The organism is Streptomyces platensis (assembly GCF_008704855.1).
Taxonomy (GTDB): Bacteria; Actinomycetota; Actinomycetes; order Streptomycetales; family Streptomycetaceae; genus Streptomyces; species Streptomyces platensis.
The window spans coordinates 2,510,683-2,533,537 of the sequence record NZ_CP023691.1; the positions used below are offsets into that span (position 1 = coordinate 2,510,683).

Here is a 22,855-nt window from a genome sequence, read left to right on the forward strand (position 1 = left end):
GGCGCGCCTTCTTGTGAAACGTGGCACATGCTGAGGACGCGGCCCGCACTCCCCCAGGACGGAGGGCGTGGGGCCGCGTCAACGTTTCATTGGTGTTTGACCGGCAGGTCATCCGTTGGTAACACCTGTCGGTGACGATGGATGCACGTACCGCTCCCGCACCTACCCCTGCTTCTCCGAACAGATCAGAGGGAGTCACCCACCATGCAGGCCGCGCCGCTCCGCGCCACCACCGCCACCAGCCCCGCCCTCCCGCTCCCCTCGGTCACCGGCGCCCTGCGTGCCGTCGAGGCCGTGCTGATGCGTGGCGGCCAGCGCACCGCCCGTCGTAACGCCTGGACGTCGGTCCTGGAGGACCGCGCCCGCGCCAAGGACCGCCACGAGGCCGAGTACGTACTGGAGGCCGCGGCGACCCGTCGTCCGCACGCCACGTAAACTTCGCTGTATGGCGAGGAAGGCAAACTCAGACGGCGCTGCCGGCGCTGAGAACACCGGGCGGCTGAAGCAGATCGCCCTGACCTACAAGATGACCCGTCGGGTCGACTCCAAGGTCGGTCTTGTCGTCGCTGGTGTAGGCATCGTCGTATTCGGCGTTCTCCTTGCCATCGGCTTCGCGATCGGCCACCCCATCTACGCGGGGATCCTGGGCTTCGTCCTGGCCTTCCTCGCGATGGCGATCGTCTTCGGACGGCGCGCCGAGCGAGCTGCCTTCGGGCAGATGGAGGGCCAGCCCGGTGCGGCGGCCGCCGTGCTGGAGAACGTCGGCCGCGGCTGGACGGTCACCCCCGCGGTGGCCATGAACCGCAGCCAGGACGTGGTCCACCGCGCCGTCGGCAAGGCCGGCATCGTGCTGGTCGGCGAGGGCAACCCGAACCGGCTCCGCGGCCTGCTGGCCGCCGAGAAGAAGCGGATGGCGCGCACCGTCGCCGACGCCCCCGTCCACGACATCGTGGTGGGCGACGGCGAGGACCAGGTGCCGCTGAAGAAGCTCCGCACGACCCTGCTGAAGCTGCCGCGCGTACTCCCCGGCGCCCAGGTGACGGCCGTGAACGACCGGCTCCGCGCGCTGGGCGACCTGATGAGCAACATGCCGGTCCCGAAGGGCCCCATGCCGAAGGGCATGCGGATGCCCAAGGGCGGCGGCAAGACGCGCTGACCGCCCGCCGGACCGACAACAGACCGCACAGCGACGCCCCGGACCTTTGGGTCCGGGGCGTTTCGTATGGAGGCTCGCCGGGGGCGGCGTATGCAAGGGCCCGTCCGGCCCGTCACAGGCAAGTCGTCACCAGCGCCCCGTCCGGCCGTCACAGACGTCCCGACGCCTCGCCCGCCCCCTCACCGGCAACAGGTCACAACCGGACCTGTACGGCACGTGTGACGCGATCGTGCAGCCCCCGCCCGTCCTGGTCCCACACCACCGCCGGAATGACCACCACCAGCAGCACCGTGCGCACCACGACCCGCGGCAGCGAGATCCGGCCACCGTCCTCGGAGATCACCCGCAGGCCCAGCAGCCGCTTGCCGGGCGTGAAGCCGACCGTGCCGACCGTGAGCACGCTGAGCACGGCGAAGACCACCAGCGCCCAGTTGCTCGCCGCCTGCGCCTTACCGCCGCTGAGCAGGCCGTACGCAATGAGCAGGCACAGCGCCCAGTCGATGAAGAGCGCGGCGAAGCGCCGCCCGGGGCGGGCGATCGAGCCCGGCCCCTCCTCCGGCAGCCCCAGCTGCTGCCCGCGGTATCCGAACTCGACACCCATGTCCTCGGCTGCCGCGCGGGGCCCGGAGATCCACGATCCGATTGCTCGCCTGTTGTCCACCCGACCACGGTACTGCGACCGCATACGTTCCCTTCGCGGAGGGCCGGTGAGGGCGCGGGGACGGGCCGCAGGGACCGGGCGCGACGGGCGCCCCGGAAGGGGGCAGGACGGCTCGGCGGGCCCCGGGACGGGGCGGCGGCAGCGGGCGCCCGGAACATCCCTCTTTGGCGCACACTGGGAGGTAAGGGCGGCCGCCGCCGGTTAACCTCGGCGAAACAAATGGGTCATGCTTGGGAAATCCCGCCTGCCTATGGTCGGGCATCGCGCCACCGCACAGGGTCGCGTTCCGAGTAGCAATCCCGCGTCCGCCGACCGGTGACCGGGCTAGGAGGAGTTGGATGTTCCAGAACGGCGACGAGGCCAAGAAGTTCATCGCGGACGAAGACGTGAAGTTCGTCGACGTCAGGTTCTGCGACCTGCCCGGTGTGATGCAGCACTTCACGATCCCGGCGAAGGCGTTCGACCCGGCCGAGGAACTCGCCTTCGACGGCTCCTCGATCCGCGGCTTCCAGGCCATCCACGAGTCCGACATGGCGCTGCGCGCGGACCTGTCGACGGCCCGTGTGGACCCGTTCCGCCGCGACAAGACCGTCAACATCAACTTCTTCATCCACGACCCGATCACGGGCGAGCAGTACAGCCGCGACCCGCGCAACATCGCCAAGAAGGCCGAGGCCTACCTCGCCTCGACCGGCATCGCGGACACCGCGTTCTTCGGTCCCGAGGCCGAGTTCTACGTCTTCGACAACGTCCGTTTCGAGACGAAGGCGAACGAGTCCTTCTACCACATCGACTCCGAGGCGGGTGCCTGGAACACCGGCTCGGAGGAGAACAACCGCGGCTACAAGGTCCGGTACAAGGGCGGCTACTTCCCGGCCCCGCCGGTCGACCACTTCGCCGACCTGCGTGCCGAGATCTCCCTGGAGCTGGAGGCGGCCGGCCTCGAGGTCGAGCGCCAGCACCACGAGGTCGGCACGGCCGGCCAGGCGGAGATCAACTACAAGTTCAACACGCTGCTCGCCGCGGCCGACGACCTGATGCTCTTCAAGTACATCGTGAAGAACGTCGCCTGGCGCAACGGCAAGTCCGCCACCTTCATGCCCAAGCCGATCTTCGGTGACAACGGCTCCGGCATGCACGTCCACCAGTCGCTGTGGCAGGGCGGCAGCCCCCTCTTCTACGACGAGCAGGGCTACGCGGGCCTCTCGGACACCGCCCGCTACTACATCGGCGGCATCCTCAAGCACGCCCCGTCGCTGCTGGCCTTCACCAACCCGACGGTGAACTCCTACCACCGCCTGGTCCCCGGCTTCGAGGCCCCGGTCAACCTGGTCTACTCGCAGCGCAACCGCTCCGCGGCCATGCGTATCCCGATCACGGGCTCGAACCCCAAGGCCAAGCGCGTCGAGTTCCGCGCCCCGGACCCGTCCTCGAACCCGTACCTCGCCTTCTCCGCCCTCCTCCTCGCGGGCCTGGACGGCGTCAAGAACAAGATCGAGCCGGCCGAGCCGATCGACAAGGACCTCTACGAGCTCGCCCCCGAGGAGCACGCGGGCGTCCCCCAGGTCCCGACCTCCCTCCCGGCCGTCCTCGACGCCCTCGAGGCCGACAACGAGTACCTCCAGCAGGGCGGCGTCTTCACCTCCGACCTGATCGAAACCTGGATCGACTACAAGCGCACCAACGAAATCGCCCCGATCCAGCTGCGCCCGCACCCGCACGAGTTCGAGCTTTACTACGACATCTAAGAACGCCGCAGGCCAGAGCGGTTTCCGCTCGCCTGCGCCGTCTCTGGGCCGTCGGCCGTGCACTTCCACTCCCGGAAGGCGCGGCCGACGGCCTTTGTGTGATCGCCGTTGAGGCCGCGGCCGGTGCCTCTGCAACGTGAACCCCGGGTCCGAGTGGCCAAGGTCGAGAGCGCCCCGACACCCCCGACGAGGCACTTGCCGAGCGTTTCGCCGCCTTCGCCGCAGCGGGGCGGCAACCGCTCGTCGTCCTTCGAGGTCCGGCGACTCCGGCGCTATTCCGTCTCGCGGGGCGGGTCGGCCTCGAAGGCCATGAGTGTCAGGCCCGTGACCTGGATGACGGCGGTCCACTCGTCCTGGGTCAGGTCCGGGAATTCCTCCCGTACGCAGCTGGGGACAGGGCAGCCGGCAGCGCTCAGCACTGCCTTCGTGAGGGCCGGCCCCGAGCGGCTGAGGGACAAGCGCGGGCCTTGCGGGGGCTCGCCGGTGTGCAGCACCGCGATGCGGCGAGCGGATTCCTTGTTGTCGGGTGTTTCCGAGGCGAAGTTCAGGAGCGCGGTTCGCAGTTGCCCGGTGAGTTCGTCCGGGTGCCGGTCAGGGCGTTCCGGGATGTCAGCCAGTGCCTGGCAGAACTGTTCTCTCGCTACCGACCGGGGCGGTCTCGGGGTGCTCTGCGGAGGGTGGGCGGCACCGTCGCGCACCGGCTCGGGCTCGGACTGGAGGGCCATGAGGAGGAGTTTGGAGAGCAGCAGTACGGTCTCCCACTCCTCCTGGCGCAGAGTCGGGCAACTCTCCTGGACCTGGGGCGGAAGGGCGCTCCGGTCCGCGGACAAGAGCACGCGCGGCAGCTCTACGTCATAGTCCGCAAGCCGGAGACCGAGGCTTCGTCCCCAGGGGTGGTCCTCGGCGCCAAGGGTGACCAGGTCGACGCGCGAGCGCTCGCCCAGGGCCTCCGAAGCCAGTTCGCGCAGCGCGGTGGTGACTGCCGCGCTGAGGTCGGCCTCGTTCACGTCACCCCGTTCGCCGACGCGCAACAGGGCATCGCGCAGGCGTCCGCGCGGCGAGGACGGATGCATCGTCTCCTCCTGCGGCCGCCGCCTGAGTCGAGTAACTCCTGTGCCGCGGCCGGTCCCTGGCTCCTGTGCCGACGCGTTCACTTCCCCCCGGCCGCAATCGCCGTGAGCCCCTTCTCCGTGGGGCCGTATGCGTGGTCGTTGTCGGCCCAGAAGGCTACGGGGGAGGTCCAGGAGGTGGTGCTGCCGGCGAATTCGTAGCTCCAGCGGGCTTTTCCGGTTTCGGGGTCCAGGGCCCAGAGTTGGGATCGGGCCCAGAGGTAGGTGGTGTCGGTGGTGGGCTGGAGGGCGAGGATTCCGGTGTTGAGCATGGGGAGGGAGCCGGCCCACTGGATGGCGCCGGTTTTGGCGTCGAAGGCGTGAAGGATGACGTGGCCCTGGAAGTCGGGGCCGGCGGCGTAGACGGTGGAGCCGTCGGGGGAGGCTGCCATGGCGTGGATGGTCACGCGGTCGGGCGACTGCCATGCCTTCTGGCCGTTCGTCGCGTCGACGGCGTAGAGGCGGTCGCCCAGGTAGAGGAAGTTGCCGCCGGCGGAGCAGTGGGGGCCGTCGTGCCAGGAGACGGTGAAGAAGTCGCTCTCGTGGCCGGAGGTCTGGCCGCCGCCCGGGGCGGGCTGCTGCCACTGAATTTTGCCGCGGGCGTGGACGTCCAGTCCGGCGAGTTTCGGGGCGCTCCGGTCGGGGTTGCTGGTGGTCCACAGCAGGTGGGTACCGGACGACGGGACCTTGAGCGAGACCTGGCCCATGGTCGTGTTCTTGAAGGTGTTCTCCCAGCGGAGCTTTCCGGTGGCCGGGTCCACGGCCCAGATGAAGCTCTTCGTGGCGAACAGCCCCGCCCCCTTCGACGGGTCGGAGCTCAGCTTCGAGAGTTCGGAGCGGAGCTTCGTCATGTCGTCGGACAGGAGGCTCTTGGACATCGTGCCGGTGACGTAGACCGTGTCGTCGAGCATTCCCGGCACCCAGGCGGTGGCCACGCCGGTCTTCGGGCTGCCGAGGGTCCAGGCGACCTTGCCGGTGTCGAGGTCCACGGCCCGCAGCACCGTGGCCGGTTCCGGCACCCAGCTCGACCGGCCCGGCATCTTCGTCTGTCCGACCGCGAACGCCCTGCCGTGGCCGGCGACGACGGGGCGGCCGCCCATACCGCCGAGGGCCGGCACGGCCGAGAGGTTGGCCAGCGGCCCCCACCGGGGGCGGCCCGCGCGGTCGAAGGCCCAGAGGTGCTTGCCGCTGACCGCGACGACCGTCCCGTCCGCGCCCGTTACCTGGGTCAGGGGTTCGGTGAGGGGGGCCGTCCACCGCGGGGTGGCGACGGTGCGGGTGGCGAGCGAACGTGCGGGGTTCTTGAGGGAGGGGGAGGACGCCTTGTCTCCGGTGCGGGTGTCCCGGAGCGACAGGGCGAGGGTGGTGCCGCCGCCGGCCAGGGCGACGGTTCCGCCGGCCAGGCCGAGGAGGAGCTTGCGGCGGCCGAGGAGGGGCGTGGGGGCCGGGGACGTGTCCGGGAAGTCCGGCACCGGCCCGTACGGGGGGTGCGGGGTGCCCGGCGCGGGCGGCTGCCCGGCGAGCGGGGAGGCGGGGCCGGGCAGGAGTTGGGTGGCTGCTGTCGGTGCGGCGTCGGGCGGGGCGGGCAGGAGTTGGGTGGCCGCTGTCGACCCGGCGTCCGCGGCGTCGGGGAGGGCGGGCATGCGCCGGGTCGGGCCGACGGCGGGCGGCCGGGCCGGTGCCATGACCGCGGCGGCCTCTTCGATCGCGGCGATCAGGACCGGCGGCAGCCAGGCGCCCGGTGCCGCCGACTCCGCGTCCCGTTCGATGAATTCGATGACCTGACGTGGCGTCGGCCGGTCGGCGGCGTCCTTCGCGAGACAGGCCGCGACCATCAGCCGCAGGCCGTCCGGGACCGTGGACAGGTCGGGCTCGTCGAACACCACCCGTTTCAGGACGTCCGGGACCCGGCCCTCGCCGAACGGGCTCGCCCCGGACGCGGCGAAGACCAGGGTGGCGCCGAGCGAGAACATATCGCTCGCCGAGGAGAGCGGTTCCCCGTTTCCCTGCTCGGGCGACATGTACGCGGGCGTGCCGAGGACCACGCCGGTGGTGGTCAGCGCCGTGCCCTCGGCGGCCCGGGCGATGCCGAAGTCGATGACGTACGGCCCGTCGAGGGCCAGCAGGACATTCGCGGGTTTCAGGTCCCGGTGCGTCAGCCGGGCGGCGTGGATGTTCACCAGCGCCTCGGCGATACCGGCCGTCAGGGCGCGCAGCGCGGTCTCCGGCAGCGGGCCGCCGAGCGTCACCGCGCGGTGCAGGGAGATGCCCGGTACGAAGGCCGTCGCCATCCACGGCACGGCGGCGTCCGGGTCCGCGTCGACCACCGCGGCGGTGAAGGCGCCGGACGCGGCCCGCGCCGCGGACACCTCGGCGCGGAACCGGGCACGGAATCCGGCGTCGCCGGCCAGTTCCGGGCGGATCAGTTTCACCGCGACCGTGCGGCCGCCGGCCGAGCGCCCGAGGTAGACCGAGCCCATCCCGCCCGATCCCAGGCGGCCCAGCAGTGTGTAGGGGCCGACCCGGGGCGGGTCCGAGGGGTCCAACGGCTCCATTTTCAGGCTCCGTTCGCGTGGAGTGCGGCGACCGTCGTGGCCGTCGGGTCCGAGAGGCAGAGTCGCCCGTCACCGGCTGTCCACGCCAGTTTCGTGGGATCGGTTCCCTTCATGCCGGTGTACTTCCAGCGGGGCTTGCCGTTCGAGGGGTCACATGCCCAGACGACGGAGTCCGCACCCATCCGGTACAGGTTTCCGTCGGCGCACAGCAGACGGGCGCCGAAGGGCCGGGAGTCCTTGGAGTCGGCGGGGAGCGGCGCCTTCCATCGCGTCCGGCCGGTGCCGCTGTCCAGGGCACCCAGGGAGTAGCCGTGGTCCTTGTCCTGCCAGAGGGCGTAGAGGATCTTCCCGTCCTTGTCGGCGGCGATGCCGTCGCCCCGGAGGGATGCCGGGACGGCGTCCGGCACCGACCACAGGCTCTTGCCGGTCGCCGGGTCCAGTGCCGACATCCGGCTGCCGCCGTCGACGAGGACGAAGTTCCGCCCGGCGGCGTCGACGGTGTGCGGCTCCGCCTTCTTCGCCCAGGCGACCTTGCCGTCGGCGTCGAGCGCCCGCAGCCGGGTGGTGCCCGCGAACAGGGTGTGGTCACCGCGCTGCGGCAGGGCCGAGACGATGAGGTCGGTGTCCTCGCCGTATAACCAGGAGGTTGTGCGGGAGGCGAGGTCCAGCGCCCAGACGTGGTAGCCCGCGGGGGTCGGGCCGTGGTCCTTGCCGTCCCCCCAGCCGATCAGATACGCCGTGCCGTCCAGGATGCCGCAGAAGCGGAGCACGCCCCGGGTGTGCGGCCGGTCCAGCGTGGCCGTCCAGGCGGCCTTCCCGTTGGCGAGGTCGATCGCGAGTACGGCGCTCTGCATGGCCGTCGACTTCATCGACATCCCGGCCACGTACAGGTGATCGCCGTCCACGGCGGCGATGACGTTCGGCAGCGAGCCCTGGACCGAGAAGGCGATGCCGTGGTCGGCGCCGTTCACGGTCCACTTCGTATTGCCCTCGTCGTCGAGCCCCAGGACCCGTTCGAGGGAGGGGCAGGCCACCACGCCGTGGGACGAGAGCACCTGGGGGCAGGTCGCGGACTGTTTGTCCTTCCAGGCCAGGGTCGCTTCGGGGACGTCGTCGCCGGAGGGGCGGGGGCGGCCGGACCCGCCGCCGGCCTGCCCCGTACCGCCCAGGGCCAGCCAGGTCCCGCCTCCGGCCACCGCGAGCGTGCCGCCGGCCAGCCCGAGGATCAGCTTTCTGCGGCTCGTCCAGGGGCGGTCCGGGCCGGGGCGGTCCGGGCCGGGGCGGTCCGGCTCCGGGCGGCCCGCGACCGCATCACCCGGCTCCGGGCGGCCGGACTCCGGGCGGCCCGGACCCGCACCGTCCGACGCCGCCGGGAGGGGCTCCGCCGCCCCGGAAACCGCGACCGCGCTGCCGAGGACCGGCGCCACCTGGGTGAACGGCCGGGTCGGCGGGGGTTCGGGCAGTGTCGTCATGACGGCGCGGACGGCGATGATGTCGGCGGCGACCGCCTCCGGGAGCCAGCCGCCGGACGGGATGGGGTGGCCCTCCCGCTCGACGAACTCGGACACCTGGCGCGGGGTCGGCCGGTCGTCGGGGTTCTTGGCGAGACAGGACGCGATCAGGTCCCGCAGTCCGGCCGGGACCGCGCCGAGATCGGGTTCGGTGTGCACGATGCGGAAGAGGACGCCGGCGGCCGCGCCCGCGCCGAACAGGCTGTCCCCGCCCGCCGCGAAGGCGATCGCCGAGCCCAGCGAGAACATGTCGCTGGCCGAGGTGAGCGCCTCCCCCACCGCCTGCTCCGGCGACATGTACGGGGCCGAGCCGATGATCGCGCCGGTGGAGGTCAGCGCGGTGCCGTCGACGGCCCGCGCGATGCCGAAGTCGATGACGCGCGGCCCGTCCAGCGCCAGCAGGACGTTCGCCGGTTTCAGGTCCCGGTGGATCAGCCGGGCGTCGTGCACGCTGGCCAGCGCCTCCGCCACCCCGGCGGTCAGCGCCCACAGCGCGTCCTCGGGCAGCGGGCCCCGGGTGCTGACCGCCTGGTCCAGCGAGACGCCGACGACGAAGGCGGTCGCCATCCAGGGGATCCGGTCCCGGGTATCGGCGTCCACGACCGGCGCCGTGAAGGCCCCGGACACCAGGCGGGCCGCCTCGACCTCGCGCTGGAAGCGGTCCCGGAACGCGTCGTCCCGTGCCAGGTCCGGCCGCACCACCTTCACCGCGACCGTGCGGCCCCGGGCCCGGCCGAGGTACACCGCCCCCATCCCGCCCGCGCCCAGCCGGCCCAGGAGTGTGTAGGGCCCGATCTGCCGTGGGTCCGCGGCCTCGAGCTGCTTCATCGCATCCCCCTTCAATGAGCCCCCACAGGCTACTGCCGGAGCCGTGGGCAGCCACCCCGGTTCCGATCAACCGCTCCCCCCAACATGCCCTGGCGTGACGGCTGTTGGGGTCGGCGCCTCGCCGGCGCGGCGGCGCCTCGCCCCCGCTGACCGGGATTGACGGGCCGGCCCCGGACTCGGCCCCGGACTCGGCCCCGGACTCGGCTCCCGACTCGGCTCCGGACCGCCCGGCCGCCCCGCCGGCACGCGCCGCTCACACCCTCCGGGCAGACTGGCGTTATGCCTGAATTGCCGGAAGTTGAGTCACTCGCCCAGTTCCTCGCCGACCGTCTGGCCGGCCGGGCCGTCGGCCGGGTGTATCCCGTGGCCGTGCATGCGCTGAAGACCTATGACCCGCCGGTCACCGCGCTCGAAGGGGGTGCGTGCGAGGGGGTGACCCGCCACGGGAAGTTCCTGGATCTCCGGGTGGGGGCGCTGCATCTGGTGCTGCACCTGGCCAGGGCGGGGTGGGTGCGGTGGAACGACACCCTGCCGGCGGTGCCGCCGCGGCCCGGGAAAGGGCCGCTGGCGCTCCGGGTGCGGCTCGCCGATCCGGACGACGGCGCGGGGTTCGATGTGACCGAGGCGGGGAGTCAGAAACACCTCGCCGTGCATGTCGTACGGGATCCGCAGGAGGTGCCGGGAGTGGCGCGGCTCGGGCCCGATCCGCTCGGCGAGGACTTCACCCTGGCCGCCTTCCGTGCGCTGCTGGAGGGCGAGCGCCGGCAGATCAAGGGCGTGCTCCGCGATCAGCGCGTGCTGGCGGGAATCGGCAACGCCTACTCGGACGAGATTCTGCACATGGCCCGGATGTCGCCGTTCAAACTGGCCGCGACGCTCTCCGGGGAGGAGGTGGAGCGGCTGTACGCGGCGGTCGGGAGCACGCTCACGGAGGCGGTCGAGCGGTCCCGCGGACTGGCCCTGAAGGACCTCAAGGCGGAGAAGAAGAGCGGGCTGCGGGTGCACGGGCGGAAGGGGGAGCCGTGCCCGGTCTGCGGGGACACGGTGCGCGAGGTGTCGTTCAGCGATTCGGCGCTCCAGTACTGCCCCACCTGCCAGACGGGCGGCAGGCCCCTGGCGGACCGGCGGCTGTCCCGGCTGCTGAAGTAGCGGGGACGGCCGCCGGCCCGCCCGGGACGGTCAGTCCGCGGACCGGCCGGACGCCAGCAGCTCCCGGAGTTCGGCCACCGCCTCGCGGAGCCGGTCGGCGAAGGCCTCCATCGGGCCGGCCACCGCCCGGGGGGTGCTCAGGTAGAGGTGGAAGCGGTCGGGCAGCAGGACGTAGGCGACGCCGATACAGCGGCTGCTGGTGGAGCCGAAGCCGAAGTACTGGATGTTCTCGGACGGGGCGGAGCTGGTGCTCAGGTAGTCGTCCCGCATCGTCAGCCAGCCCGGACTGCGGTAGAGGGCGGGCTGCTCGGTGACGCCGAGTTCCGCGCCGCGCCGCCGCTGGATCAGCTCCAGCTCCCACAGGTGCTGCTCGGGGGCTTGGCCGGCCTGGCACTCCTTGGCGCGCGCCACATGCTTGCCGGCGGCGGCCCGGAACGCGGCCCGGCGGTCGTCCGGCGAGGCCGCCGGGTCCTCCATCGCGGCCACGAACGCCTGGATCTCCGGGGTGACGACGCGCATCGCCTCGGTCCGGCCGCGCCGCCACTGGCGGGTGGCGATCGATTCGTAGGTGGCGCCGAGGTGTCCCTTGGCCCGCTGATGGGCGAGCTGGTAGGCGAGCTGGACGAAGGCGTCCGGTGAGGCGCCCAGCGCCTTGGCGGTGGTGCTGCCGAAGTCGTCGAAGGAGACGGTGCGGGTGGCGGTGTTCGCCCCGTACTCCGCGAAGGCCTCGGCGGCGTCGCGCACCTGCGCCCGGAGGGCGTCGTCCAGCTCGAAGAGGACCGGCTCCAGGGACGGGAGCCCCTGGGAGCGGGCGCCGGACCGGGCGGAGTGTTCCTCGGCCGGGGCGCTGAGCAGGGCGTCGGTGAAGCTGAGGATGGTGGTTCCGTCCAGCTCGCAGTGCTCCACGTTGATGCCCGCCCGGCCGTCGGCGAAGACGATCAGGGAGACGGCCTTGTCGAACCAGCGGTTGCCGCCGTCGCCGTACAGCAGCCGGTCGCAGGCCTCCTGGACGTCCGCGGGGGCGGCGTCCTCCAGGCAGACGCAGAACAGCGCGGTCTCGATGTCGTCCAGGGCGTCGGCGTTGCGGGGGTGGTGGGCGCGCAGGGACTCCCGGGCGGCGGCCCACTCGGCGCGCGCCATGGTGGTGAGGTGGCCGACCGAGGTGCCGGCCGCGGCCGGTTCGGCACCGGCCTTCTGTACGGCGCGCAGGCCCGCTTCGAGGTCGTCCAGGCTGTGCGGGACCCCGTCCGCGCCGAGCACCTCCATCCGGAACAGGTTGCCGCGGTGGAACACCACGATGTGCCGGGCCTCGGACGGGCCGGGCCAGGCGTCGGTGTAGGGGCTGCGGACGGTGTCCTGTTCCGTCCCGGGGATCCGGGTGGCGGAGAACAGGAACCGGTTCTGCACCATCGACTGGGGCACGCCCCGCTGCACCACCGGAGGGATGGCCTCCTGGTCGAGCCGGCGCTTGTAGCCGACGGCGCCGGCGATGAGCCCGGCCGCCCGCTCCACCTGCGACTGCGGCTGCCCGGGGGCGGGGTCGCGGAACAGGAAGAAGAAGTTGGCGTTGAGCGCGATCCGGTCCCGGCGGCCCAGATAGCGGTACGGCCAGAAGGTGTCGAGCCAGCTGTGGACGCCCTCCGTGGCGTCGTACTCCTCCAGCGCCGCCTGAAGCACCCGGCCGGGGCCGCCGGGGCGGAGGAAGGCGGCCACCTCCGCCTCGGTCTCCGCCCGCCGGTCGTCGGTCAGCAGCGGCGCGCACCAGGCGAGGAACCTCTCGCAGCTCGCTTCCAGCGTGGGCAGCGGCACCCGGGGGAGGCTGTCCTCCTGGGCAAAAGTCGTCATGGCGGCCCTTTCCTGACGGTTATTCAATTCTGCTCTCTCGATTCGGCTCGTGGGGACCTGTGCTGTCACTCATCCATGGTCGCGCCGTCACCCACCGTGTCCGTCACCCCATGGTGCGGGGATCAGGGGCGGCACACGTACGGCGCGGCATCCGGGCCGCCGCTAGTCCAGCAGCCGGTCGCCCCGGACGGCCCGGCCCTCGGCCGCGGTGTGGGCGGGCAGGACCCGGCCGAAGAGCTGCCGGGTGCGGGCCACGCTTCCGATGACGCCGGGCCGCTCGCTGTAGGCGAAGATCGCGGAGTGGCGCGCGGTCTCGCCGCGCACCGGGCTCACCCGGTGGAGCGAGTAGCGGCCCCTGAACAGCTGGAGGTCGCCGGGGTGCAGCGGCAGGCGGCGGATCAGCCGCTCGCCCCGGCCGTCCAGGACGTCCCGGACGTCGTCGAAGCACTCGTCGTGCGCGGACCGGATGTTCGGGCAGTACTCGAAGACACCGCCGTCCTGCGCCTGCCGGGTGAGCATGCTGACGGTGAACTCGTTGGTGTCGAAGTGCCAGGGGTGCTCCATGCCCGGGGCCACGACATTGAGCACCAGCCCGGAGAGCGGGTCCGCCAGCTCGTGCAGCCGCGGCAGTCCGAAGCAGCGGGCCAGGAAGTCCTGGAACACCGGGTCGGAGTAGAGCCGGCTGATCAGGGACTCCGCCGGCACCCGGTCCCGCGGGACGAAGGCGTTGCCCCGCTGGAAGGTCCGCCGGCCGGGGTGGCCGGCCGGCAGCTCCTCGTCCACCGCGATGTTGTAGACGTTGACCGTCTCGACGTCGAAGTGCGCCTGCGGGGCGATGGCGGCGCACTCCTGCTCCAGCGCCGCGCGGAGCGCCGGGCGGACGAAGTCCGGCAGCACGGTGCAGCCGAGCGTTCGGAGTTCGTGCCGGGCCCGGGAGATCACGGCCTGGGCCCCGGCACTGTCGGGTTCCGGCAGGGGGTACCGGGCGGTGTCGACCACCTGGTCGAGCGTGAGGGCTTGCGCAGTGCTCATTCGATCCTCTCCACATGCGGGCAGACCGTCGTGAGCCGGATGCCGCCCGCGGCCGCGCGGCCCGCTGCGGACCCCCCCTCCAGGCAGCCCCCGCGGTCCGCGCGCCGTAGGTCGCGCCCCCGGCTCTTCGGCAACTCCTCTTGCAGCAACTCCACCGAGGAGCAGCACAGTTGAAGCTCCCACAGCGTCGCCGGGTTGTCTGTGACACGTCGCACTGCGCGACCCCGTAACTGCGCGCCGTGCGGTGCGGAGCCGGGCGCCTTGGCGTGCGGCGGAGTAGTCTGCGTCACGTTTTTTGCAACTTGTTGCATAACGCGCGCGGGCTGGTCTACAACTACAGCCACGACCACCGCGCCTGGAGGCCCCCATGAGCCAGTACCCCCACCTGATGAGCCCCCTCGACCTCGGGTTCACCACCCTGCCCAACCGGGTGCTGATGGGGTCGATGCACATCGGGCTGGAGGAGGCCGAGAACGGCTTCGCGCGGATGGCCGCCTTCTACGCCGCCCGCGCGCGCGGCGGCGTCGGCCTGATGGTGACCGGCGGTATCGCGCCGAACGACGCGGGCCGGCCGTACGAGGGCGGGGCCAAGCTCACCACCGAGGCGGAGGCCGCGCAGCACCGGACCGTGACCGAGGCGGTGCACGCCGCGGGCGGGCGGATCGCGATGCAGATCCTGCACTTCGGGCGGTACGCGTACCACGCCGATCTGGTCGCACCGAGCGCACTCCAGGCGCCCATCAGCCCCTTCCCGCCGCATGCGCTCACCGACGACGAGGTCGAGCAGACCATCGAGGACTATGTGCGGGCGGCGGAGCTGGCCCAGTCCGCCGGGTACGACGGTGTCGAGATCATGGGCTCCGAGGGCTATCTGATCAATGAGTTCATCGTCGGCGCGACGAACCAGCGCACGGACCGGTGGGGCGGCTCGTACGAGAACCGGATGCGCTTCCCGCTGGAGATCGTCCGCCGCACCCGGGAGCGGGTCGGCACCGACTTCATCCTGATCTACCGGCTCTCCATGCTGGACCTGGTCCCGGGCGGTTCCACGCTGGAGGAGGTGGTCACCCTCGCCAAGGAGATCGAGGCGGCGGGGGCCACGATCATCAACACCGGTATCGGCTGGCACGAGGCCCGTATCCCCACCATCGTGACCTCGGTGCCGCGCGGCGCCTACACCTGGGTGACGAAGCGGCTGATGGGCTCGGTGACCATCCCGCTGGTGACCAGCAACCGCATCAACACCCCCGAGGTCGCCGAGGAGTTGCTCGCCGACGGGCGCGCCGACATGGTGTCGCTGGCCCGGCCCTTCCTCGCCGACCCGGACTTCGTCGCCAAGGCGCGGGACGGCCGGGCCGAGGCGATCAACACCTGCATCGGCTGCAACCAGGCCTGCCTCGACCACACCTTCAGCGGGAAGATCACGTCCTGTCTGGTCAACCCGCAGGCCTGCCACGAGACCGAGCTGGTGCTCTCCCCCACCCGGCGGCGCAAGCGGCTCGCCGTGGTCGGCGCCGGTCCCGCCGGACTCGCCTGCGCCGTGTCCGCGGCCGAGCGCGGCCATGCGGTCACCCTCTTCGACGCCGCCGCCGAGATCGGCGGGCAGCTGAACATCGCCAAGCGGATACCGGGCAAGGAGGAGTTCGAGGAGACCCTGCGCTACTTCCGCCACCAGCTCGACAGCCTGGGCGTGGACGTGCGGCTGAATTCCCCGGTCACGGCCGCGGACCTCGGGGCGTACGACGAGGTCGTGGTCGCCACCGGCGTCACCCCGCGCACCCCGGAGATCGAGGGCATCGACCACCCGAGCGTCGTCAGCTACCTCGATGTGCTGCGGGACGGGGCGCCGGTCGGTGAACGCGTGGCGATCATCGGGGCCGGCGGCATCGGCTTCGATGTCGCGGAGTTCCTCACCGACGCGGGCGACGCGGCGAGCCAGGACCCGGAGGCCTACTTCCGCGCCTGGGGCGTCGACACCGGCTACGGCGACCGCGGCGGGCTGCGCGCACCCGAGCGCCCCAAGGCCCCGCGGCAGGTGCATCTGCTCCAGCGCAAGACGTCGAAGGTCGGCGCCGGACTCGGCAAGACCACCGGCTGGATCCACCGCGCGGAGCTGCGGCACCGGGGCGTGACCAGCGTCGCCGGGGCGGCGTACGAGCGGATCGACGACGAGGGCCTGCACCTCACGGTCGACGGCACGGCCACCACGCTCCCCGTGGACACCATCGTGCTGTGCACCGGGCAGGAGCCGCGCCGGGACCTGTACGAGGAGCTGCGGGCCGAGGGACGCAGCGTGCATCTGATCGGCGGTGCGGACGTGGCCGCGGAGCTGGACGCCAAGCGCGCCATCAAGCAGGGCACGGAGCTCGCGGCGACCCTGTGAGCTGCGGCGGCGGCCGGGGGCGGCGGGCCCGCGCGGCCCGCCACGCCCCGGCCGCCGCGACCTAGGATTCCCTCATGTCACTGCCGCACGCGATCCTCACCGCCCTGCTGGAGAAGCCGTCGTCGGGGCTGGCGCTGACCCGCAGGTTCGACCGGTCGATCGGCTACTTCTGGTCGGCCACCCATCAGCAGATCTATCGCGAGCTGGGCAAGCTGGAGCAGGCCGGGTTCATCCGGGCGCTGCCGAGCGAGCAGCCGTCGCGGGGGCAGAAGAAGGAGTTCGAGGTGCTGCCCGCGGGCCGGGCCGAGCTGACCCGCTGGGCCTCCGGTGAGCAGGAGTCCAAGCCCATCCGGGACGCGCTGCTGCTGCGGCTGCGGGCCTCGGCGGTGGTGGGGCGGGCCGGGCTCGACGAGGAGCTGCGGCGTCATCTGACGCTGCACCGGCGGCAGTTGGCGGAGTACCAGGAGATCGAGGACCGCGACTTCGGGGCGGCGGCGGACCCGGAGGACCGGTTGCGGCGGCTGGTGCTGCGGGCCGGGATCGGGCTGGAGACCTTCTGGGTGGAGTGGCTGGCGGAGGCGCTGGCCGAGGTGACGGACATGGACGGCGCGACGGCCCCGGGGGGCGGCGCGGCCGGCTGAACCGCACCACGGGCACGGCGTGGGGCGGCCGGCCCCGGGGGAAGTCCCGGGGCCGGCCGCCCTGTTGATGCGCCGGGTGCCGTCAGCAGTTGTCGTAGATCAGGGCGCGCACCAGACGGCAGGTCGTGTCGGACGGGGCGTGCACCCCTATGTCGGCCGCGGTGCTGCGGATCTTGCGGTTGTGGGCCTGCTCGGGGCGGTAGACGCCGGTGTCGAGCAGGGCGATGGCCAGCCGCATGGCCTTCAGGCGGCGGTTGTGCGATTCGTACCGCTCGCGCGGCCATCCGGCGGGCAGCGGCTTCCTGGGCAGTGGGTGGGCCGGGAGAGGCTTCGTCATGAGTGTGGCAGCGGCCATCGGCGACCTCCTGGAGCGTGGATGAACCCTCACTGACTGGTTCCCATTCTACTGGCCACCACTGACAAAATCCCCTGGCCAGAGGGGATTTGACGGCCGGAGAACGGCCCTCGCGCGCGCCCCGGGTCAGGCCGCGGCGGCCATGGCACGCAGCCGCGTTTTGTCCGGCTTGCCGACGGGTGTGAGCGGGATGGCGTCGACGAGATGGACCGCGGCCGGGGCGTACAGGGCCCCCTGGTGTTCGATGACGAAGGCCCGCAGGGCAGCAGGGTCCACACGGTGACCCGGGGCGGGGACGACCGCGGCATGCACCTCCTCGGTCTCGTCCGGCCCGCGCACCCCGTAGACGGCGCAGTGGGCGACCGCCGGGTGGGTGTGCAGCAGCTCCTCGACCTCCGCCGGGTGGACATGGCCGCCGACGACGATGATCAGGTCCTTGACCCGGTCGACGAGGTAGAGCCGGCCGTCGTCGTCCAGGATGCCGACGTCGCCGGTGCGCAGCCAGCCGTCGCCGGGCAGCACCTGCGCGGTCAGCTCCGGCTGCTTCCAGTAGCCGGTCATCACACCGGCGGAGCGTACGTGGACCTCGCCCCGCTCCCCCGCCGGCAGCTCCCGCCCGTCCGCGTCCCGGATGGCGAGCGTGACGCCGGGCAGTGCGCGGCCGGCGGTGATCCGGCCGCCGGGTCCGGCGGCGCGATGGTCCTCCGGACGGGCCTCGCTGATCGTCATCGCCTCGGACATGCCGTACACCCCGTACAGCACCGGCCCGAAGACCTCGGCGGCCCGCGCCAGCCGGGAGGCCGAGGCCGCGCAGCCGCCATAGGTGATGCGGGTGAGGGAGCTGAGGTCGGTGGCGGGCAGCGCGGGGGCGTCGAGCAGGCGGTAGAGGAGCGGGGGCAGCAGCCACAGGTGGGTGATGCGGTCGCGGGCGACGGCGGCGAGGACGGCCGCGGGGTCGAAGGCGCGGTGCAGGACGACGGTGCCGCCGGCCGCGAGGGTGGCATCGGTGAGGACACCCGCGAGATGGGCGAGCGGGGTGCAGGCGAGGAAGCGGGGCGGATCGCCGGCGCCTTCCATGCGGTGATGGAGGAGCATCCCGGCGTACGGGGCGTGCGGCATCCGCACGCCCTTGGGGACGCCGGTCGTGCCACCGGTGTGCCGGATGCACCAGTCGTCCTCGGGCCCGACGGCGCCGCGCGGCACCTCGGGCGTGGCGGGCAGGGCGGCGCAGGCGGCCAGCAGGTCGGGGACCAGGTCGGCGGCCGGGCCGGCGGCCGCGGGCGCCGGGCCCAGGGTCAGCACGTCGGGCGCGGGGCCGCGGGTGTGCTGAAGCAGCGCCCGTGCGGTGCCGTGCAGGGCCGGGTCGACGAGGAGCAGGGCGGTCTCCGCGCTCTCGGCGATCCGGGCCAGGGTCTCGGCGGCCATCCCGTCGTAGAGGAAGACCACGCGGGCGCCGAGATGGTTGGCAGCGTAACGGGCGGCGAGCACCTCGGGGCGGTTGCCGCTGAGGAGGCTGACGGTCCGTCCGTGGCCGATGCCGCGGTCGGCGAGCACGGCCGCCATGCGGTGCACGGTGTCGTACAGGGCGCTGGCGGTGACCTCGTCGCCGTCGTCCGTGGTCAGGACGGGCCGGGACCGGTCGCGGGCGAGGGCGGCGAGCAGCACATCGGTATAGCTGGTGAAGCCGGTGGCGGGCGTCATGGCGTGGGGCTCCCTGGGCCGGTGCGGACAGCTGACGGCCCTGACGCTACGGACCGCCGCTGATGCCCTCCACGACCAATTCCGCCATGTGGTCATGCCTCCAGAGGCATCAGCGGGCTCAGCGTCTCCTCGGCCGCCGCCAGGATTTCGGTGACCCGGAGGCCGAAGTGGACATCGCAGGCGTTCGGCAGCCCGGTCGCGGCGGCGGCGAGCAGGGCGTCGACGGCGCGGTGGTAGGCCGGTTCGGGGCCGTCCAGGCGGCGGGGCAGGGTGGTGATTCCGGCGGTGCCGCGGAGGGTGATCTCGACGCCGGCGGCCGCGGCGGGGGCGGCCAGGCCGACCGTCGCCGTACTGGCCGCCCCGCTGCTGTGACGCATCGTCAGCAGCACCGTGTCGGCCGGGCCCCGGGTGGCGGTGACCGCCTCCACGTCCCCGAGGACCGGCAGCAGCACCGACAGCGCGTGCGGGCCGACGTCCCACAGCCCACCCTTCGTGCGGCGCCAGGGCGAGGCGGCGTACGGGCTGGAGCTGTCCTCGGCGAAGACCGAGCCGAGCCAGTCGGCGTGCGCGGTGAACCAGCCGCCGGCCGCGGCCTGGGCGGCGATCCACTCCCCCTCCTGCTCCCCGAAGCGCGCGGTGAAGAAGACCACCGAGGCGACCCCCGCGCGGTCGGCTGCCGCGGCCAGCGCGCGGGCCTCGGGCACGGAGGTGGCGACCGGCTTGTCCAGGAGGAGGTGGCGGCCGGCCTCGGCGGCGCGGACCGCCAGCGGGGCCTGGACGGCCGGCGGCAGCGCGATCGCGACGGCGTCACAGGCCGCGAACAGCTCATCGGGCCCGTCGTACGGGCGGGTGTGGTGGACCTGGGCCAGCGCCGCGGCGGCCTCCGGCCGGCGCCCCCAGATACCGGTGAGCTCGACGCCGGGGTGCGCGGCGAGGGCGGGGGCGTGGACCCGCCGTGCCCAGGGGCCGGTGCCGAGGAGTCCGATGCGCAGGGTCGTCATGGGGCCAGTGTCCCGTGGGGCGCGGGGCGGGACGCCGATTTCGCGGGCCGTGCCGCGGGCCGCACCCGCCTGAGGTCTCCGTCACATCGAATCAGCGAGAAGCCAGGCACGCCAAGGCAACAATCCCAGGCGACCAGCGAAGAAAACCTTGGAAAAGCCTGGATGTCCGGCTAGGTAACCTGCGGTTCACAAACGAGCAACGGACGAGAAATGGCGCGTTGCGAGAGTGCTCCGGTACGCCCGCACCGTACCCGCACCGACCGTGAAGAGGACCCCGTGAGCATCAAGGCCGAGTACATCTGGATCGACGGCACCCAGCCGACCGCCAAGCTCCGCTCGAAGACCAGGATTCTGACCGACGGCAGCAAGCTGCCCCGGTGGGGCTTCGACGGGTCCAGCACCAACCAGGCCGAGGGCCACGCGTCGGACCTCGTACTGGAGCCGGTCTTCAGCTGCCCGGACCCGATCCGCGGCGGCGACCACCTGCTGGTGCTGTGCGAGGTGCTGCACACCGACCTCACCCCGCACCCCTCCAACACCCGTGCGCTGCTGCGTCCGGTCGCGGAGAAGTTCGCGGACCAGGAAGCCATCTTCGGCATCGAGCAGGAGTACACCTTCCTCAAGGGTGACCGTCCGCTCGGCTTCCCCGAGGGCGGCGGCTACCCGGCCCCGCAGGCCGACTACTACTGCGGCGTGGGCGCGGACGCGATCTTCGGCCGGGAGATCGTCGAGAAGCACCTCGACCTGTGCCTGGCGGCGGGGCTGGGCCTGTCCGGCATCAACGCCGAGGTCATGCCCGGCCAGTGGGAGTTCCAGGTCGGCGCGCTGCCCGCGCTGGAGGTCTCGGACCACATGTGGGTGGCGCGCTGGCTGCTGCACCGCGTCGCGGAGGACTACGGCGTGACCGCCTCGCTGGAGGCCAAGCCGGCCAAGGGCGACTGGAACGGCGCGGGCGCGCACACCAACTTCTCCACCCGGGCGATGCGCGAGGGCTACGACGCGATCATCACCGCCTGCGAGGCGCTGGGCCAGGACGGCAAGCCGCTGGAGCACGTCCGCCAGTACGGCACCGGCATCGAGGAGCGGCTGACGGGCGCGCACGAGACCGCCCCGTGGGACGCGTACTCCTACGGCGCCTCGGACCGTGGCGCCTCGGTGCGTATCCCCTGGCAGGTCGAGGTCGAGAAGAAGGGCTACATCGAGGACCGGCGGCCGAACGCCAACGTCGACCCGTATGTCGTCACCCGGCTGATGGTCGACACCTGCTGCACCGAGCTGGCGCGGCGCATGCAGGTCTGACGCCTCCGGGTGAGCGGGTGAGCGGGGCCGGACCGGACGGGTCCGGCCCCTCCGCATGTCCGGGGCGGTGGGGTCCCGTTGCCGCCGGACACGGCAGGTCCAGGCCGTTCGTCCGTGGCTGCTGGCAGGCTGAGGGCATGCCTACGATCAACGCCGGGACCGGGCCGGGCCACAGCCGGCCAGAGATCCTGACCCGCCTCCGGCGCACCGCCGTGCCCTGGGCCACGCCGCTGTATGTCGGCGGCATACAGCTCGGTGCGTACGCCACCGCGCGGCTGCCCGGCCCGCGGCGCACCGAGCTGCTGCGCGCGCACTCCACCAATGTCGCCAACCTGCGGGCCGGGCGGTGGCGGACGCTGGTCACCAGCGCGGCGTTCGTCGAACATCCGCTGCCGCTGCCGTACGGTGCCGCGCTGCTCGCCGCCCTCGGTACCGCCGAGGCGCGCTGGGGCACCGGGCGCGCGGCGGGGGTGTTCCTGGCCGGTCACATCGGGGCCAGCCTGCTGGTCTACGGGGGCCTGCGGGCCCGGGAGCACGGCCGCCCCGCCCACGGGCCCACGGGGGACACCCCGCCGGACGCCACCGCACAGGCCCTCGACGTCGGGGCCAGTTACGGCTTCAACGCCACGGTGGGCGCCCTCGCCGCCACCGTCCCGCACCGCGGCATCCGGGCGGCGGCCACCGGCGGACTGCTGGCGCTGGCGACCGCTCCCGTGCTGCGCCGGGGGCGCACATTCACCGACGCCGGGCATCTGGCGGCGCTGGCACTCGGGGTGGCGATGGGCGCGGGGATGCGACGAGCCACGGGCGGAGGCGGAGCGGGGACGCAGCAGGGATAGCGCGGGCAGGGCGTCGCGCGGCGGGTTCCGGCCATGGACCTTCCCGCCGCGCGGTCGCCAACTCCGGTGCGGACAAGCCGAGTCGGGGCCGGGGCGTCGCCGGTCCCGGCGTGCGGGCGGGTCCGGCGCGGCGGGATCCCGTCACCGGGCGCCGCGCACCGGGGACAGATCACCGACCGTCTGGTTCAATAGGGCCATGGCCAGCCTCACCGACACCGCGACAGGTCGCAGCGACCTGGAGCCGTTCTGGCCGTCCCGGCAGGCGCACGCCTTCGACCGTCTGTGTTGCCGCGCGCACTGAGCGCGGGCCCGCACACACCTCTCCGACGCCGCTGACCGGCGTCCGCCGCCCTGCCCGCGCGCATGACGTCCCCGACGCCCCGCCGCGCGAAAGAAGCTGACTCCTGATGACGAACCTCCGTACCCTGACCGCCGGTTCCGCGACCGCCCCGCTTCCCGCCGCCTCCGCGGCGCACGCCCACCGTCACCGGCTGCGCGCCGTGACACCCGACGAGGCCCTCCCCGCACCCGCCACCGCCCCGGCCGACGGCGCTCCGTCCCCGGGTGCCGTGTCGGTCGCCGAGCTGCTGAACTCCGGGGCGACCTGGCTGCCGGCGCCCCAGCACAGCCTGCCCGCGCTGCCCGGCCGGCCGCCGATGGTCGGCTATCTCGTCCTCGTACCGGCCGAACAGGCCGCCGCCACCGCCCCGCCGCCGGCCGCCCGGCCCGAGGCGCCCGCGCCGACCGGTGACGCGATCGTGCGGATCGACCCCGAACAGCGCACCGCGCAGGTCCAGGGCCGGCCGCTGGACCTGACCTACCTCGAATTCGAGCTGCTGGCCCATCTGGTCGCGCATCCGCACCGGGTACACACCCGCGACCAGCTGGTGACCACGGTGTGGGGCTACGGGCATGTCGGCGACGGCCGCACCGTCGATGTCCATGTCGCCCGGCTGCGCCGCAAGCTGGGCGCCGCACACCGGTCGTCGATCGTGACGGTGCGGCGGGTCGGCTACAAGTACGTGCCGAGCATCTGAGGCCG

19 protein-coding genes are annotated in these 22,855 nt (G+C 72.8%); 9 read left to right on the forward strand and 10 right to left on the reverse strand.

Annotated elements, in window-relative coordinates; translation table 11 throughout:
- Positions 1-204: 204 nt before the first annotated feature.
- Both CP981_RS10870 and CP981_RS10875 read left to right on the forward strand, forming a co-directional pair.
- The gene (locus CP981_RS10870) at positions 205-435 is read left to right on the forward strand and encodes an SCO2195 family GlnR-regulated protein (RefSeq protein WP_085925360.1); all 231 of its coding nucleotides are present in this window, start codon (positions 205-207) and stop codon (positions 433-435) included.
- Between the two features lie 10 nt (positions 436-445).
- A complete protein-coding gene (locus tag CP981_RS10875; protein ID WP_085925359.1) occupies positions 446-1,156 on the forward strand; it encodes a DUF4191 domain-containing protein in 711 nt (236 codons plus the stop codon).
- Positions 1,157-1,349: 193 nt separating this feature from the next.
- Here CP981_RS10875 and CP981_RS10880 read toward each other — a convergent pair whose 3' ends face one another.
- Positions 1,350-1,817, reverse strand: coding sequence for an RDD family protein (locus CP981_RS10880; protein WP_167536080.1), 468 nt, complete (start codon positions 1,815-1,817; stop codon positions 1,350-1,352).
- Positions 1,818-2,155: 338 nt separating this feature from the next.
- Here CP981_RS10880 and glnA point away from each other — a divergent pair, with 338 nt between their 5' ends.
- Complete coding sequence (gene glnA, locus CP981_RS10885) at positions 2,156-3,565, forward strand: type I glutamate--ammonia ligase (protein WP_085925357.1); 1,410 nt, start codon at positions 2,156-2,158, stop codon at positions 3,563-3,565.
- Positions 3,566-3,837: 272 nt separating this feature from the next.
- Here glnA and CP981_RS10890 read toward each other — a convergent pair whose 3' ends face one another.
- The 3 genes from CP981_RS10890 to CP981_RS10900 all read right to left on the reverse strand — a co-directional run bounded on the left by CP981_RS10890 (position 3,838) and on the right by CP981_RS10900 (position 9,568).
- Entirely contained in the window at positions 3,838-4,638 is an 801-nt protein-coding gene (locus CP981_RS10890) for a hypothetical protein (protein ID WP_085925356.1), read from the reverse strand.
- 77 nt (positions 4,639-4,715) lie between these two features.
- Positions 4,716-7,229 (reverse strand): protein kinase domain-containing protein, encoded by a 2,514-nt coding sequence (locus tag CP981_RS10895; protein WP_085925355.1) that lies wholly within the window; start codon positions 7,227-7,229, stop codon positions 4,716-4,718.
- A 2-nt stretch (positions 7,230-7,231) separates the two neighbouring features.
- The gene (locus tag CP981_RS10900) at positions 7,232-9,568 is read right to left on the reverse strand and encodes a protein kinase domain-containing protein (protein WP_085925354.1); all 2,337 of its coding nucleotides are present in this window, start codon (positions 9,566-9,568) and stop codon (positions 7,232-7,234) included.
- A 279-nt stretch (positions 9,569-9,847) separates the two neighbouring features.
- On the opposite strand from CP981_RS10900, the gene CP981_RS10905 reads away from it, so the two are divergent.
- Positions 9,848-10,717 carry an Fpg/Nei family DNA glycosylase gene (locus CP981_RS10905; protein WP_085925353.1) on the forward strand — a complete coding sequence of 290 codons (870 nt, stop codon included), beginning with the start codon at positions 9,848-9,850 and terminating at the stop codon, positions 10,715-10,717.
- Positions 10,718-10,747: 30 nt separating this feature from the next.
- Here CP981_RS10905 and CP981_RS10910 read toward each other — a convergent pair whose 3' ends face one another.
- From CP981_RS10910 to CP981_RS10920, 3 genes are all read right to left on the reverse strand, one after another.
- Positions 10,748-12,562, reverse strand: a complete 1,815-nt coding sequence (locus tag CP981_RS10910) for a choline/carnitine O-acyltransferase (protein WP_085925352.1) — start codon at positions 12,560-12,562, stop codon at positions 10,748-10,750.
- Positions 12,563-12,724: 162 nt separating this feature from the next.
- Positions 12,725-13,594 carry a HalD/BesD family halogenase gene (locus tag CP981_RS10915; protein ID WP_085925351.1) on the reverse strand — a complete coding sequence of 290 codons (870 nt, stop codon included), beginning with the start codon at positions 13,592-13,594 and terminating at the stop codon, positions 12,725-12,727.
- On the reverse strand, positions 13,591-13,809 hold the full coding sequence (locus tag CP981_RS10920) for a hypothetical protein (RefSeq protein ID WP_143658889.1): 219 nt from the start codon (positions 13,807-13,809) through the stop codon (positions 13,591-13,593). Before CP981_RS10920 ends, CP981_RS10915 begins: the two co-directional genes overlap by 4 nt.
- Positions 13,810-13,961: 152 nt before the next feature.
- Here CP981_RS10920 and CP981_RS10925 point away from each other — a divergent pair, with 152 nt between their 5' ends.
- Both CP981_RS10925 and CP981_RS10930 read left to right on the forward strand, forming a co-directional pair.
- Complete coding sequence (locus tag CP981_RS10925) at positions 13,962-15,977, forward strand: NADPH-dependent 2,4-dienoyl-CoA reductase (protein WP_085925350.1); 2,016 nt, start codon at positions 13,962-13,964, stop codon at positions 15,975-15,977.
- A gap of 74 nt (positions 15,978-16,051) precedes the next feature.
- Positions 16,052-16,618: a PadR family transcriptional regulator gene (locus tag CP981_RS10930; RefSeq protein ID WP_085925349.1), complete on the forward strand. Its 567-nt coding sequence runs from the start codon at positions 16,052-16,054 to the stop codon at positions 16,616-16,618.
- Positions 16,619-16,700: 82 nt separating this feature from the next.
- Here the strand turns inward: CP981_RS10930 and CP981_RS10935 are convergent, their stop codons facing one another.
- From CP981_RS10935 to CP981_RS10945, 3 genes are all read right to left on the reverse strand, one after another.
- Positions 16,701-16,973 carry a hypothetical protein gene (locus CP981_RS10935; RefSeq protein ID WP_085925348.1) on the reverse strand — a complete coding sequence of 91 codons (273 nt, stop codon included), beginning with the start codon at positions 16,971-16,973 and terminating at the stop codon, positions 16,701-16,703.
- A gap of 126 nt (positions 16,974-17,099) precedes the next feature.
- The gene (locus tag CP981_RS10940; RefSeq protein WP_085925347.1) at positions 17,100-18,674 is read right to left on the reverse strand and encodes an AMP-binding protein; all 1,575 of its coding nucleotides are present in this window, start codon (positions 18,672-18,674) and stop codon (positions 17,100-17,102) included.
- Positions 18,675-18,766: 92 nt separating this feature from the next.
- Positions 18,767-19,675: a Gfo/Idh/MocA family protein gene (locus tag CP981_RS10945; RefSeq protein ID WP_085925346.1), complete on the reverse strand. Its 909-nt coding sequence runs from the start codon at positions 19,673-19,675 to the stop codon at positions 18,767-18,769.
- Positions 19,676-19,951: 276 nt separating this feature from the next.
- Here CP981_RS10945 and glnII point away from each other — a divergent pair, with 276 nt between their 5' ends.
- From glnII to CP981_RS10960, 3 genes are all read left to right on the forward strand, one after another.
- Positions 19,952-20,974: a glutamine synthetase GlnII gene (gene glnII / locus CP981_RS10950; protein WP_085925345.1), complete on the forward strand. Its 1,023-nt coding sequence runs from the start codon at positions 19,952-19,954 to the stop codon at positions 20,972-20,974.
- Between the two features lie 137 nt (positions 20,975-21,111).
- On the forward strand, positions 21,112-21,813 hold the full coding sequence (locus CP981_RS10955; protein WP_244329613.1) for a rhomboid-like protein: 702 nt from the start codon (positions 21,112-21,114) through the stop codon (positions 21,811-21,813).
- 407 nt (positions 21,814-22,220) lie between these two features.
- Positions 22,221-22,850, forward strand: a complete 630-nt coding sequence (locus CP981_RS10960; protein ID WP_085925344.1) for a winged helix-turn-helix domain-containing protein — start codon at positions 22,221-22,223, stop codon at positions 22,848-22,850.
- Positions 22,851-22,855: the final 5 nt, after the last annotated feature.